Origin of the sequence: Streptomyces sp. CA-249302, assembly GCF_050936785.1 — a bacterium.
Lineage (GTDB): Bacteria > Actinomycetota > Actinomycetes > Streptomycetales > Streptomycetaceae > Streptomyces.
Genome location: NZ_JBNJMG010000001.1, coordinates 3,113,176 through 3,126,443, shown reverse-complemented (window position 1 = coordinate 3,126,443; position 13,268 = coordinate 3,113,176). Strand labels below are relative to the sequence as shown.

Here is a 13,268-nt window from a genome sequence, read left to right as displayed (position 1 = left end):
CTCCCGTAAGAGAAGACGACAGCAGACAGGAACAGTCCCCTCCGCGTATCCACCGTCGCACCGCCGACACCTCCCGGGCCGGTTCGCGCCGCCGTTCGGGTGGCGGGGCCGGGGGAGCGGTGTGAGTCTGCTGGCATGACGATTCAGCCAGCCAAACTCAGCGACCCGGCCGTGCGCGCGTTCGTCAGCGCCGTCAACGCCCATGACCGCGACAGGTTCATGTCGCTCCTCACGGACGACGCGACCATGTCGGACGACGGCTCCGACCGCGACCTCGCCGAGTGGATCGACCGGGAGATCTTCTCCTCCAACGGCCACCTGGACGTGGCCAACGAGTCCCAGGGCGGCCGCGCCCTCGTCGCGAACTACCGCAACGACACCTGGGGCGAGATGCGCACCCGCTGGGCCTTCACGGTCGCGGACGACGGCCGGATCTCCCGCTTCGAGACCGGCCAGGCGTAAGACACCGCCGCGGCCCCCCTTGCCTTGGTGTGCGCTCCAACTCCTAGCGTCTACGGCATGGAGACGAACAGGACACTGGGTCGCAGCGGTATCGAGGTCAGCGCTCTCGGCTTCGGCTGCTGGGCCATCGGCGGCGAGTGGCAGACCCCCGACGGACAGCCCCTCGGCTGGGGCAAGGTCGACGACGACGAGTCCGTACGGGCGGTGCGGCGCGCCCTCGACCTAGGCGTGACCTTCTTCGACACGGCCGACACCTATGGCACCGGACACAGCGAACGCGTCCTCGGCCGGGCGCTGGGCAAGCGCCGCGCCGACGTCGTCATCGCCACGAAGTGGGGCAACGTCTTCGACGAGGAGACCCGCACCAGCCTCGGCAAGGACGACTCCCCGGGATACGTCCGCCGGGCGCTGGCCGCGTCGCTGAAGCGGCTGGGTACGGACTACGTAGACCTCTACCAGCTGCACATCTCGGACGCCGACCCGGAGCGTGCCGCCCAACTCCGCGAAGTCTGCGAGGAGTTGGTGGGTGAGGGCCTGATCCGCGCGTACGCCTGGAGCACCGACGATCCCGCGCGGGCCGCCGTGTTCGCGGCGGGTGAGCACTGCGCGGCCGTGCAGCACGCGGCGAACGTGCTCCAGGACGCCCCCGAAATGTTCGCGCTGTGCGAGGAGTCGGGGCTCGCCAGCATCAACCGCAGCCCGCTCGCGATGGGGTTGCTCACCGGCAAGCAGGCGGCCGGGCGCACCCTGGAGCCCGGCGACATCCGCAACACCCCACCCGCCTGGCTGCCGGGCTTCAAACAGGGCGCAGGCGCCGACGGGGACTGGATCGCGAGGGTCGAAGCCCTCCGCGACATCCTCACCTCGGACGGCCGTACTCCCGCCCAGGGCGCCCTGGCCTGGCTGTGGGCCCGCAGCCCGCGCACGATCCCGATCCCGGGCTTCCGTTCGGTCGCGCAGGCGGAGCAGAACGCCGGTGTCATGGAAAAGGGGCCGCTCACCACCGATCAGCTGACCGAGATCAACCAAATCCTCGAACGGTGACCGGCCCCACCTACTAGTACTGCTGATTGCCGTACTGCGCGTACTGCTGCTGACCACCGTAAGAAGGCTGCTGCTCGGTCACAGTCAGCTGCCCCGCCTTGATGGTCGCCAGCCGAGGCGCCCGCCGAGCGATCGACGAGTCGTGGGTGACCATGATGAACGTCAGCCCGTACTCCCGCCACAGCCCCTCCAGCAGGGCCATGATGTCGTCCCGGGTGCCCTCGTCGAGGTTGCCGGTGGGCTCGTCGGCAAGCAGCACCTTCGGCTTCTTGACCAGCGCGCGGGCGATCGCGACGCGCTGCTGCTGGCCGCCGGAGAGCTCGGACGGCGCGTGGCTGAGGCGCTCTCCCAGGCCCACCGAGCGCAGGGCCTCCGCCGCCCGCTCGCGCCGCTCGGCCGGCTTCACACCGAGCGGTACGAGCGCCGTCTCGACGTTCTCCTGCGCGGTGAGCGTCGGGATGAGGTTGAAGGACTGGAAGATGATGCCGATGTTCTCGGCACGCACCCGGGTCAGCTTGGTCTCGCTGATGCGCGCGAGGTCCACGCCGTCCAGCTCCACGCTGCCCTCGGTCGGACGGTCCAGGCCGCCGATCATCTGGAGCAGGGTGGACTTGCCGCCGCCCGTGGGGCCCTGGATGACGAGCTGGTCGCCGTCCTCGATGGTGAGGTCGATGCCGCGCAGCGCCTCCACCGTCTCCTTGCCCCGCGTGTAGCGCTTGGTGACGCCGGTGAGTCTGTACATGGGATCTCCGTGACTGAAGAAGAAGAGGGGTGGGGCGCCGCCGTCCCGGGGGGAATCGGAGGCGGCGCCCCAGTTCAGGGGAGGGGGTTACGACACGCTGCGCAGGGCGTCGGCCGGGCGCATGCGAGAGGCGCGCCAGCCGCCCATCGCGCCGGCGATCAGGCCGCCGGTGACCGCCAGGCCCACCGCGAGCGCGATGGTGGTCAGGGAGACCGGGGCGGAGAGGGCGATCTCCATGGTGTTGGAGGCCGACTGCTGGCCGGGGCCGCCACCGCCGGGGCCGCCGCCCATGCCGCCGCCACCGCCGCCGGTGCTGCCCAGCTCCGCGGTCAGCTTGGGGCTGATCGCGGTGACCACATAGGCGGCCGCGAGGCCCAGGCCGATGCCGAGGGCGCCGCCGAGCAGACCGTTGACCATGGACTCGCCGACGACCTGCCGGGTCACCTTGCGGCTCGGCCAGCCGAGCGCCTTCAGGGTGCCGAACTCACGCACCCGGCGGGACACGGCCGAGGAGGTCAGCAGCGCCGCCACCAGGAAGGCCGCGGCCAGCACCGCGATGGACAGCCACTTGCCGACGCTGGTCGCCAGGTTGGAGGCGGTGGACAGCGAGCCGGAGACCGTCGAGGCGAGGTCGGCGGAGGTGGTGACCGTCGTACCGGAGATGTTCTTCTGGATGGTCTTCTTGACGGTCGAGATCTGCTTGGAGTCGGTCGCCTTGACGTAGATCGTGGTGACCTTGTTCTTCGAGTCGCCCAGCGTCTGCGCCTGCTTCAGCGGGATGAACACGTCCGTGGTGGACTCGCTGCTGTCGGGCGTCGCGATGCCGATGACCGTGAACTTGGTGCCGGAGATCTTGAAGGTCGAGCCGACCTTGTACTTCTTCGACTTGGCGTAGGACTTGCTGATCACGGCGACCTTGGAGTTGGTCTGCGCGGTCGTGAAGGTCTTGCCCGAGGTGATCTTCGACGTGGCGAGCGGGCCGAGGTCCTGGTTGGTGACGTCGATGCCGGCCACCGAGTAGGAGTTGACGCTGAAGTTGGCGCCGCCGCCCTGGACCTGCGGCTGGCCGCCGCTGTTGCTGCTCGTGCCGCCGCCGGGGCCGCCCTGCTGGCTACTGCCGCTGCTGCTGCTCGTGGAGCTCTTCGCCTTGCCCTGGGTGAAGGAGCCGTCGACCTTGGTCACGTTCAGCGTGATTGCGCCGACCGCGTCGGCCACACCGCTCTGCGCGGCGACCTTGGTGACCAGCGAGGACGCCAGGACCTGACCGCCCTGCGTCATTACCCGGTCCGAGCTCTGGCTGGTCTTGCTGCTCGACTTGGCGTCGAACTTGAAGTTCGGGCCCTGCGAGCTGCCGGCCTTGGGCGCCGACTGTGCCTTGGTCACGGTCATGTCAGTCCCGAGACCGTAGAGGGACTTCAGGACCTTGTCCTGCGCCTGCGTCATACCGGCCGACACCGAGTTGACGGTGATGACCAGGGCGATTCCGAGCGCCAGACCCAGTGCGATGACCAGGGCCGCCTTCTTTCTGCGGCCCAGTTCGCGCTTGAGATAGATGCCAAACATCCCGTTCCTCGAAGGTTCTTGGCGCCCGCTGTGGGCGCGGCCACAAACTATGGAGAAACCTTTGAGTCGCACTGAGTAAAGGATGTGTCAGAGCTGAGAAAGCGGGGTAAGTCTTCAAATTTTCGTAAGACAGGCAATTCCTAACCTGTAGAGGGTGCACTGCCAGGAAACCCCTGTTGGGTGGCCCTCAGAAAGATGCAGTACGGTCCCGGGATGCACGGTTCCTCCCCGCTCTCCCGGCGTGCTGCGCTGGGCCTTGCCGCCGCCGCGATTCCGCTCGCCTCGGCGACCCCCGCATACGCCACGACGGTCGTCGGCGGCGCCCGTCTCGCCCGCGCCGGAATTCAGGGCACCGGACTGCCCAGGAAACTCACCGCCGCCGCCTGGCTCGTGGCCGACGCCGACAGCGGAGAGGTACTCGCCTCTTTCAACGCGCACCGGCGGCTGGCGCCCGCGTCCACGCTGAAGATGCTGTTCGCCGACACGGTGCTGGCGAAGTTCGACCGCACCGAGCGGTACAAGGTGACCGACGCCGACCTCGCCGACATCCCGTCCGGCTCCAGCTTGGTCGGCGTGAAGCCCGGGATCACCTACACCGTCGAGCAGTTGTGGCAGGGCGTCTTCCTGCGCTCCGGAAACGACGCCGTGCACGTCCTCGCCCACATGAACGGCGGGGTGGCGAAGACGGTCGCCCAGATGCAGGCCAAGGCCGAGGACCTCCAGGCCCTCGACACCCATGTGGTCAGCCCGGACGGCTTCGACCACAAGGGCCAGCTCTCCTCCGCCTACGACCTCACCCTCTTCGCCCGGCACGGCCTGAAGAGCGCCGACTTCCGCGAGTACTGCCACACCAGGACCGCGAACTTCCCGGCCGGCGGCAAGAAGACCTTCCAGATCCAGAACACCGACCGGCTGCTCACCGGCGCGTGGGGCGTGAAGACGTACGACGGACTCATCGGCGTCAAGAACGGTTACACCAGCAACGCCGGCAACACCTTCACCGGTGCGGCCACCCGCGGCGGCCGGACCCTGCTGGTCACCGTGATGCATCCCAAGAGCGGCTACAACGCCGTCTACGAGGAGACGGCCGCGCTGCTCGACTGGGGCTTCGGGAAGGGGAGTTCGGCGCCGGCCGTCGGCACGCTGGTCGAGCCGCTGAGCGAGGGCGGGGCGAAGGCGACGCCGACGCCGACCGGGAAGGCGCCGACGGCGGCGGCCGGAGCGCCGGGTTCTGCCGCGGGTGACCCCTCGCCGTGGCGGCTTCTGGAGGGCGCGGGCGGCACGGTCGTGCTGTTGGCGGGCGGGGCGTGGGCGCTGCGCAGGCGGTGGAAGAACCGGCCCCAGCAGGCGGATTGACCCGCGCGGATCGCGAACGGACGGCTCCGGCAGGCGGACCGACCCCGTCGCGGCAGCCGTTCCGCCCCACCGGTGCGCACCTCGCGGTCCCACGCGAGATCCACCCCCACCCGGTGCGGTGGAACGGCTGCCGCCTCCCCCCTCGGGTTGGCTGCGGAACTTCGGTCCCCCAAGTGTGAAGCTCTTGTGGAGGAGATTTGAGCATAGGCCTGCGACCGGCCGCAATGGTCCGGATGCTCAAATTCCGCTTGTGCAAGTTGAGTCAGCCGCGTCCGATGTAGGGCATCGCGGTGGCCATCACCGTCGCGAACTGCACGTTCGCCTCCAACGGCAGCTCCGCCATGTGCCGCACGGTGCGCGCGACATCGGCCACGTCCATCACCGGTTCCGGCGCGATCTCGCCGTTGGCCTGCAACGCCCCGGTCTCCATCCGCGCCGTCATGTCCGTCGCCGCGTTGCCGATGTCGATCTGCCCGACCGCGATGCCGTACGGCCGCCCGTCGAGGGAGAGCGACTTGGTGAGGCCGGTCAGCGCGTGCTTGGTCGCGGTGTAGGCGACGGAGAGCGGCCGGGGCGTATGCGCCGAGATGGAACCGTTGTTGATGATCCGTCCGCCCTGCGGGTCCTGCGCCTTCATCTGCCGGAAGGCCGCCTGCGCGCACAGGAACGCCCCGTTGAGGTTGGTGTCCACCACATGCCGCCAGGCCTCGTACGGCAGTTCCTCGACGGGCACCCCACCCGGCCCGAACGTCCCCGCGTTGTTGAACAGCAGGTCCACCCGCCCGAACCGCTCCACGGCGGCCGCGAACAGCGCGGCGACGTCCTCCGGCTTCGAGACGTCGGTGCGTACGGCGACGGAGGCGCCGTCGGGAGCCAGCGCCGCCGTCTCCCTCAGCGTCTCGGGGCGGCGGCCGGCCAGCGCCACGGACCAGCCGGCCTCCAGCAGCTCGACGGCGACGGCCCGGCCGATGCCCGAGCCCGCTCCGGTCACCACGGCGGTCTTCGCGTTCTCTGTGTCCATGGGCCCGCAGCGTAGGTGAGACTCCGCGATGCGGAACACCCTGTCCGCCATCCGGGTGTTGTGTGCCCGATGGCGCGTGTCATCCCCGGTCCGGCCACCGCTTCCTCCCTGAACTGTGACGGGAGGACAGGATGATCATCACACCAGCCAGTTCGCGGCAGCACGCCCCGGAACTCCGCGCCGCCGCCCGTCTGATCGGCCGCCGCCGCTTCATGAGCCTGACGGCCGCGGCCGCCGCGCTCGCCTTCGCCGTCGACCTGCCGGCCACCGGCGTCGCGGCCGCCGCCGAACTCGACGCGGCCCGCATCGACACCGACCCCTTCACGCTCGGCGTCGCCTCGGGCGATCCGCAGCCCACCTCGGTGGTGCTGTGGACCCGGCTCGCGCCCGCCCCCTACCAGCCGGACGGCGGACTGCCCGCCGAACGCGTCGACGTCGACTGGGAGATCTCCCAGGACGAGACCTTCGCCGTGCTCGCCGCCAAGGGCACCGCCACCGCGCACCCCGAGTTCCACCACACCGTGCACGTCGAGGCCGAGGGCCTGGAACCCGGCCGCGTCTACCACTACCGCTTCCGCACCGGCACCTGGCTCAGCGAGACCGGCCGCACCCGCACCGCGCCCGCCGCCGACGCCGCGACCACCGCGCTCTCCTTCGCCGCCGTCTCCTGCCAGGCCTACCAGGACGGCTACTTCACCGCCCACCGCCACCTCGCCGCCGAGGACGTCGACCTGGTCTTCCATCTCGGGGACTACATGTACGAGTACGCGGTCGACCCGGCGGGCGGCGCCCGCAAGTACACCGACCGCACGCTCCCGGCGCTCTACGGCCACGAGACGACGACCCTGGAGGACTACCGGCTGCGCTACGCCCTCTACAAGACCGACGCCGACCTGCGGGCCGCGCACGCCACGCACCCCTTCGTCGTCACCTTCGACGACCACGAGACCGAGAACAACTACGCCGGTTCCGTCTCCGAGAACGACGACCCGCCCGAGCAGTTCCTGCTGCGCCGGGCCGCCGCCTACCGCGCCTACTGGGAGAACCAGCCCCTGCGCACCGCCCAGCTGCCCACCGGCGCCGACATGCGGCTCTACCGGCGCCTCCAGTGGGGCACCCTCGCCCAGTTCGACGTCCTGGACACCCGCCAGTACCGCTCCGACCAGGCCTACGGCGACGGCAAGCACACCCCCGGCCCCGAGTCCCAGGATCCCGCGCGCACCATCACCGGCGCCGCGCAGGAGGCCTGGCTGCTCGACGGCTGGCGCACCTCGACGGCGCTCTGGAATGTCATGGCCCAGCAGGTCTGCTTCTCGCAGCGGAAAATGGACCTCAACTCACTCGCCCAGGTCTCCATGGACGCCTGGGACGGCTACCCGGCCTCCCGCCGACGGATCCTGGACGGCGCGAAGGCGTCCGGGGTCGCCAACCTGATGGTGCTCAGCGGCGATGTGCACGTCGCGTACGCCTTCGACATCAAGGACGACTTCGACGACCCCGCCTCGCGCACCCTCGGCACCGAGATCGTGACCACGTCGATCGCCAGCGGCCAGGACGGCACGGAGAAGCCGTCGAACTGGGCCACGTACACGACCGCCAACCCGCACCTGAAGCTCTACGACGGCCGCCGCGGCTATGTGAAGGTCGCGCTGGACCGCACTTCGGCGCGGGCCGACTTCCGGACCGTGCCGTACGTCACCCGGACCGGCGCACCGGTCGGCACGGCCGCCTCCTTCGTGACGGAGGCGGGCGCGCCAGGGCTCAGGCCGGCGTGACGGTCCCTCAGGCCCGCTCCTCGGCGGCCTCCTGCGGGTACCGCACCCCGATCTGCTCCCGGATCGTGTCCAGCGTGCGCATCACGGCCAGCGTGCCGTCGAGCGGGACCAGCGGGGACTCGGCCTCGCCGGCCCGCAGGGCGCGCATCACCTCGCGAGCCTCGTGCCGCAGGCTGTTCCGCGGCCCGTCGGCCGGGTCGGCCGTGAACTCCTCGGGGTCGCGGCCGTCCCGGTGCAGCACGAAGTGGTCCGGGAAGAAGAAGCCGTACGGGATGTCGATGCGGCCCAGGGAGCCGGTGACGGACGCCGAGGTCGCCGTACCGCCGACGATGGAGCAGTGCACCGAAGCGAGAGCGCCGCTCTCCCAGGAGAGCAGTGCTCCCGTCTGGAGATCGACGCCCTCGTCGGAGAGCGCTGCTCTCGCCGAGATCCCCGCGGGCTCCCCGAGCAGCAGCTGCGCGAAGGACACCGGATACACGCCGAGATCCAGCAGCGAGCCCCCGCCCTGCTCCGGGTCCCGCAGCCGGTGGGTGGGCGGCAGCATCCCATTCCTCGCCTCCGGCAAGAGGTGTCCCGCCAGCCCGAAGTCGGCCTGGACACTGCGGACTTCGCCGATCGCGCCGTCGTCGACGAGCGCCTTCAGACGCCGTACCAACGGATTGCAGTACATCCACATCGCTTCCATCAGGAAGCTCCCACGCCCCCGCGCCAGCGCGACCAGCTCCTCCGCCTCGCGAGCGTTCAGCGTGAACGCCTTCTCGCAGAGCACGTTCCGCCCGGCCTCCAGGCACAGGCCGGCGGCCGCACGGTGTGCCGAGTGCGGGGTGGCGACGTACACGACATCGATGTCCGCGTCCTCGGCCAGCGCACCCCAGTCGCCGTAGGCGCGCTCGATCCCGAACCGTTCCGCGAAGGCCTTGGCCGAGGCCTCGGTGCGCGAAGCCACCGCCACCACCTCGGCGTCGGGAAGGTCCACGAGGTCCGCGGTGAACGCCGCCGCGATCCCGCCCGTCGCCAGGATCCCCCACCGCACGCTCTCGTCAGCCATCCCGCCCACCCACCACCATCGCTCATGTGACTCTCGGCACTGTGTACGAGCTGAGAGCATAGGTGTCGTATCGAACGGAAAGGGAGGGGCGCATGCCCGAGCAAGGGGCATCGACACCGCAGCAGGGGACATCGACACCGCACATCGAGCAGACGGCCGGACCGGAAGCGGAACCGGCCGTCGTCCGCGAGGGGCGCCGTACCGGTCTGCTCGTCACGCTCATCCTCGGCGGCCTCACCGCCACGCCCCCGCTGGCGATGGACATGTACCTCCCCTCCCTCCCGGAGGTCACCCGCTCCCTGCACGCCCCCGCCGCCACCGTCCAGTTCACCCTCACCGCCTGTCTGCTCGGCATGGCGCTCGGGCAACTCGTGGTCGGCCCGATGAGCGACCGCTGGGGGCGCCGCCGCCCGCTGCTGTCCGGCCTCGCGGTGTACGTCGTCGCCACCGCCCTGTGCGCGTTCGCGCCGAACGTCGAGCTCCTGGTCGCCTTCCGGCTGACGCAGGGCCTCGCGGGCGCGGCGGGCATCGTGATCGCACGGGCCGTGGTCCGCGACCTGTACGACGGTGTGGCGATGGCCCGCTTCTTCTCCACCCTCATGCTGATCGGCGGAGTCGCCCCGATCGTCGCGCCGCTGATCGGCGGGCAGATCCTGCGGGTGACGGACTGGCGGGGCGTGTTCGCGCTGCTGACCGTCATCGGACTGCTGCTGGGCGGAGTGGTCTGGGCGAGGCTGCCCGAGACGCTGCCGGCGGCCGACCGGCACGGCGGGGGAGTGGGTGAGGCGCTGCACTCGATGCGGCGGCTCCTGGCCGACCTGCCCTTCAGCGGCTTCATGCTCGCGGGCGGCTTCGCGTTCGCCGCGCTGTTCGCCTACATATCGGCCTCGCCCTTCGTGATCCAGGAGATCTACGGCGCCTCCCCGCAGACCTTCAGCCTGCTGTTCGGCCTGAACTCGGTCGGGCTGATCGCCGTCGGCCAGGTCAACGGCAAGCTGCTGGTCGGGCGGGTCGGCCTGGAGAAGGTGATGGGGGTGGGCCTGGCGATCGTCATCGCCGCCGCGACCGCCCTCCTGCTCATGGCCACCGGCGCCTTCGGCGAGGTCGGGCTCGCGCCGGTCGCCGCCGGGCTCTTCGTCCTGATGTCCGCCATGGGCATCACCCTCCCCAACGCCCAGGCCCTCGCCCTGATGCGCACCAAGCAGGCCGCCGGCTCCGCGTCCGCACTGCTCGGTACGTCCTCCTTCCTCATCGGCGCCGTTGCGTCCCCGCTGGTCGGGATCGCCGGCGAGCACTCCGCCGTCCCGATGGCCGTCGTCCAACTGGCGGCCGCACTGGTGGCACTGGCCTGCTTCATGGGAATGTGCCGTCCTTGGAACACGCGTGCGAGCGTGGAGGGAGCAGAGCACTGAGCGCACCGAGACTGCGCGGCGACACCGCGGAACGGGCCGGGCTCGATCCCGGCGAACTCCGCCACCTCGTCCGGCAGGTCCACGACCTCACCACCGGGGAGCACCCCTGGGCCGCGGGCACCGTCGTGGTCGCCGGCCGCGGGCCGGTGATCGCCGTCGAGGAGGCGGCCGGGTGGGCCGTACGGTATTCCGCCTACGACGCCGAGGCCGACGCGGGGGTGGAGCTGCCGACGGCCGCCCGGGTGCCGATGAGCGTCGGCACGCCCTTCGACCTGGCCTCCCTCACCAAGCTGTTCACGTCCGTCGCCGCGGTGCAGCAGATCGAGCGGGGCACGCTCGGCATCGACGCCCGGGTCGGGGCGTATCTGCCGGACTTCCGGGGGGTGGTGCGGCACGGGGTGACCGTGCGGCAGCTGCTCACCCACACGTCGGGGCTGCGGCCGGAACTTCCGCTGTACGACTGCGCGGACGACGCGGAAAGGATGGCGCGGCTGCGGGCCGAGGCGCCGGTCGGGGTGCCGGGGACGTACACGTACTCGGACCTCAACATGCTGCTGCTCCAGTTCGTCCTGGAGCGGATCACCGGGCGGACGCTGGACGTGCTGATCCACGAGGGGATCACCCGGCCGCTCGGGATGACCGCCACGGACTTCGGGCCGTGTCCGGGGGCGGCGGCGACGGAGGACCAGCGGCGGCCCTGGGCGAAGGCGGACCGGGGAATGGTGCGTGGGGTCGTCCACGACGAGAACGCGTGGGCGCTGGGTGGTGTGGCCGGTCATGCGGGGTTGTTCTCCACGGGGCGGGACATGGCGGTCTTCTGCCGGACCCTGCTGGCGGGGGGTTCGTACGGGCCCGCGCGGATTCTCGGCCCGGATTTCGTGGAGCTGCTGCTGACGCCGCCCGGGCTGGGGTTCGCCGTGGACCAGGCGTGGTTCATGGGGGAGTTGGCGGGGAAGGGGGCGGCGGGGCATACCGGGTTCACCGGGACGTCCGTGGTGTTGGACCCCGGGACCGACACGTTCCTGGTCCTGCTGGCGAACACGGTTCATCCGGTGCGGCGGCGGGCGGACAGCGGACCGAGGGCGACTGCCGCGAACCACCTGGCAAGAGCCGTGAGAGGTGCCGGACCCCTTCCCAGAACCTGAGAGAATCCCACGGTGAACGCCCCCGCACCCCCGGCCGAGACCCTCCGCTCCGCCCTCACCGGTCTCCTCGACGGCCTTACGCCCAAGCAGGCCGCCTCCGCCGTCGAGCGGCTGATCGCCAGCTATCGGGGCGCCACCCCTACCGACGCCCCCATCCTGCGCGACCGTGCGGACGTCGTCGCCTACGCCGCCTATCGGATGCCGGCGACCTTCGAGGCGGTGCGGTCGGCGCTGGACGCGTTCGCCGATGCCGTGCCCGGGTGGGCGCCGGGGAGCCATGTCGACGTCGGCGGGGGCACCGGGGCCGCCACCTGGGCCGTCACCGACACCTGGTCCGGCGAGCGCGGTGTCACCGTGCTGGACTGGGCCGAGCCCGCCCTCGCCCTCGGCAGGGAGCTCGCCGCCGCCAACCCGGCGCTGGCAGGCGCCCGTTGGCAGCGCTCTCGGATCGGAGCGGCGCTCACCATCGAGAGCACCGATCTCGTCACCGTCTCCTATGTCCTCAACGAACTCACCGAGCCCGACCGCGCCGCCCTCGTCGACGCCGCCGCGGCCGCCGCGCAGAGCGTGGTGATCGTCGAGGCCGGGACCCCCGCCGGGTACGCCCGCGTCATCGAGGCGCGCGACAGGCTCATCGGCGCCGGGTTCCGCGTCGCCGCCCCCTGCCCGCACAGCGCCGCCTGCCCCATCGTCCCCGGCGAGGACTGGTGCCACTTCTCGGTGCGGGTCAGCCGCTCCTCGCTGCACCGGCAGGTCAAGGGCGGCTCCCTCGCCTACGAGGACGAGAAGTTCAGTTACGTCGCCGCCACCCGCGTCCCCGTCACGCCGGCCCCCGCCCGGGTGGTCCGGCGCCCGCAGATCCGCAAGGGCCAGGTCCTCCTCGACCTGTGCGAGACCGACGAACAGCTCCGCCGCACCACCGTCACCAAACGCCACGGCGACCTGTACAAGGCGGCGCGCGACGCGGACTGGGGGACCCCTGGCCGCCGTACACCGAGCAGTCGTAGACGCGAAGGGGTCGTGGGAACGCCAGGCGATACCGTCGGACCATGGTCAAGAAGCCCGTCCCCGACTCCAGCCGGCGCAGTGAGAAGTCCCGGCGTGCCATCTACGAGGCCGCCCTCGCGCTCGTCGGGGAGGTCGGGTATCCGAAGACGACCGTCGAGGGGATCGCGGCCCGGGCCGGGGTGGGCAAGCAGACGATCTACCGGTGGTGGGGGTCGAAGGCGGACGTCCTGCTCGAGGCGTTCCTCGACCTCAGTGCGCAGGCGGCGCGGGACGCGGGCCAGGAGCCGTACGTCATCCCGGACACCGGCGACCTCGCCGCCGACCTCAAGGCCGTGCTGCGGATGACCGTCGACCAGCTCAAGGACCCCCGGTTCGAGGTGCCCTCCCGCGCCCTGGCCGCCGAGGGACTGGTCAACGAGCAGCTCGGCCGGGAGTCCGTCGCCAAGCTCCTCGAACCCTCGCTCCAGCTGTACGTCGACCGGCTGCGCTCGGCCCAGGAGGCGGGCGAGGTCCGCACCGGGATCGACCCGCGCATCGCGCTCGAGCTCTTCGTCTCGCCGCTCGCCCAGCGCTGGCTCCAGCACACCGGGCCGATCTCGTACGAGTACACGGACACCCTCGTCGACTACGCCCTGCACGGCCTGGCGCCCCGCTGAATCACGACAAGGGCGGTAATCGATCCCGATCCGGGT

The 13,268-nt window shown here is 71.0% G+C and carries 11 protein-coding genes and 1 pseudogene; 8 read left to right on the top strand and 4 right to left on the bottom strand.

Annotated features, from left to right (window positions below):
- Nucleotides 1-135 precede the first annotated feature (135 nt).
- Entirely contained in the window at nt 136-462 is a 327-nt protein-coding gene (locus ACQEWB_RS14115) for a nuclear transport factor 2 family protein (protein ID WP_432830710.1), read from the top strand.
- A 57-nt stretch (nt 463-519) separates the two neighbouring features.
- Nucleotides 520-1,506: an aldo/keto reductase gene (locus tag ACQEWB_RS14110; protein WP_432830708.1), complete on the top strand. Its 987-nt coding sequence runs from the start codon at nt 520-522 to the stop codon at nt 1,504-1,506.
- A 13-nt stretch (nt 1,507-1,519) separates the two neighbouring features.
- Here the strand turns inward: ACQEWB_RS14110 and ACQEWB_RS14105 are convergent, their stop codons facing one another.
- Nucleotides 1,520-2,248, bottom strand: a complete 729-nt coding sequence (locus tag ACQEWB_RS14105; protein ID WP_432830706.1) for an ABC transporter ATP-binding protein — start codon at nt 2,246-2,248, stop codon at nt 1,520-1,522.
- An 87-nt stretch (nt 2,249-2,335) separates the two neighbouring features.
- The gene (locus ACQEWB_RS14100; RefSeq protein ID WP_432830704.1) at nt 2,336-3,811 is read right to left on the bottom strand and encodes an ABC transporter permease; all 1,476 of its coding nucleotides are present in this window, start codon (nt 3,809-3,811) and stop codon (nt 2,336-2,338) included.
- A 213-nt stretch (nt 3,812-4,024) separates the two neighbouring features.
- Here ACQEWB_RS14100 and ACQEWB_RS14095 point away from each other — a divergent pair, with 213 nt between their 5' ends.
- Entirely contained in the window at nt 4,025-5,167 is a 1,143-nt protein-coding gene (locus ACQEWB_RS14095) for a D-alanyl-D-alanine carboxypeptidase family protein (RefSeq protein WP_432830702.1), read from the top strand.
- Between the two features lie 262 nt (nt 5,168-5,429).
- Here ACQEWB_RS14095 and ACQEWB_RS14090 read toward each other — a convergent pair whose 3' ends face one another.
- Entirely contained in the window at nt 5,430-6,188 is a 759-nt protein-coding gene (locus ACQEWB_RS14090) for an SDR family oxidoreductase (protein WP_432830700.1), read from the bottom strand.
- A 131-nt stretch (nt 6,189-6,319) separates the two neighbouring features.
- On the opposite strand from ACQEWB_RS14090, the gene ACQEWB_RS14085 reads away from it, so the two are divergent.
- On the top strand, nt 6,320-7,963 hold the full coding sequence (locus tag ACQEWB_RS14085; RefSeq protein WP_432830698.1) for an alkaline phosphatase D family protein: 1,644 nt from the start codon (nt 6,320-6,322) through the stop codon (nt 7,961-7,963).
- Between the two features lie 7 nt (nt 7,964-7,970).
- Here the strand turns inward: ACQEWB_RS14085 and ACQEWB_RS14080 are convergent, their stop codons facing one another.
- Nucleotides 7,971-9,011 (bottom strand): Gfo/Idh/MocA family protein, encoded by a 1,041-nt coding sequence (locus tag ACQEWB_RS14080; protein WP_432830696.1) that lies wholly within the window; start codon nt 9,009-9,011, stop codon nt 7,971-7,973.
- Between the two features lie 92 nt (nt 9,012-9,103).
- Between ACQEWB_RS14080 and ACQEWB_RS14075 the strand changes: the two genes are divergently transcribed.
- From ACQEWB_RS14075 to ACQEWB_RS14060, 4 genes and pseudogenes are all read left to right on the top strand, one after another.
- Nucleotides 9,104-10,423 carry a multidrug effflux MFS transporter gene (locus tag ACQEWB_RS14075; RefSeq protein ID WP_432830694.1) on the top strand — a complete coding sequence of 440 codons (1,320 nt, stop codon included), beginning with the start codon at nt 9,104-9,106 and terminating at the stop codon, nt 10,421-10,423.
- On the top strand, nt 10,375-11,568 hold the full coding sequence (locus tag ACQEWB_RS14070) for a serine hydrolase domain-containing protein (RefSeq protein ID WP_432830692.1): 1,194 nt from the start codon (nt 10,375-10,377) through the stop codon (nt 11,566-11,568). The genes ACQEWB_RS14075 and ACQEWB_RS14070 overlap by 49 nt, the downstream gene beginning before the upstream one ends.
- A 12-nt stretch (nt 11,569-11,580) precedes the next feature.
- Nucleotides 11,581-12,575, top strand: a pseudogene (locus tag ACQEWB_RS14065) (small ribosomal subunit Rsm22 family protein).
- A gap of 42 nt (nt 12,576-12,617) precedes the next feature.
- Complete coding sequence (locus ACQEWB_RS14060; RefSeq protein WP_432830690.1) at nt 12,618-13,232, top strand: TetR/AcrR family transcriptional regulator; 615 nt, start codon at nt 12,618-12,620, stop codon at nt 13,230-13,232.
- Nucleotides 13,233-13,268 lie beyond the last annotated feature (36 nt).

What these genes read in the sequence shown, in the direction of transcription:
- ACQEWB_RS14115 (WP_432830710.1), top strand. Translation starts at nt 136, where the DNA reads ATGACGATTCAGCCAGCCAAACTCAGCGACCCGGCCGTGCGCGCGTTC.
- ACQEWB_RS14110 (WP_432830708.1), top strand. Translation starts at nt 520, where the DNA reads ATGGAGACGAACAGGACACTGGGTCGCAGCGGTATCGAGGTCAGCGCT.
- ACQEWB_RS14105 (WP_432830706.1), bottom strand. Translation starts at nt 2,248, where the DNA reads ATGTACAGACTCACCGGCGTCACCAAGCGCTACACGCGGGGCAAGGAG.
- ACQEWB_RS14100 (WP_432830704.1), bottom strand. Translation starts at nt 3,811, where the DNA reads ATGTTTGGCATCTATCTCAAGCGCGAACTGGGCCGCAGAAAGAAGGCG.
- ACQEWB_RS14095 (WP_432830702.1), top strand. Translation starts at nt 4,025, where the DNA reads ATGCACGGTTCCTCCCCGCTCTCCCGGCGTGCTGCGCTGGGCCTTGCC.
- ACQEWB_RS14090 (WP_432830700.1), bottom strand. Translation starts at nt 6,188, where the DNA reads ATGGACACAGAGAACGCGAAGACCGCCGTGGTGACCGGAGCGGGCTCG.
- ACQEWB_RS14085 (WP_432830698.1), top strand. Translation starts at nt 6,320, where the DNA reads ATGATCATCACACCAGCCAGTTCGCGGCAGCACGCCCCGGAACTCCGC.
- ACQEWB_RS14080 (WP_432830696.1), bottom strand. Translation starts at nt 9,011, where the DNA reads ATGGCTGACGAGAGCGTGCGGTGGGGGATCCTGGCGACGGGCGGGATC.
- ACQEWB_RS14075 (WP_432830694.1), top strand. Translation starts at nt 9,104, where the DNA reads ATGCCCGAGCAAGGGGCATCGACACCGCAGCAGGGGACATCGACACCG.
- ACQEWB_RS14060 (WP_432830690.1), top strand. Translation starts at nt 12,618, where the DNA reads ATGGTCAAGAAGCCCGTCCCCGACTCCAGCCGGCGCAGTGAGAAGTCC.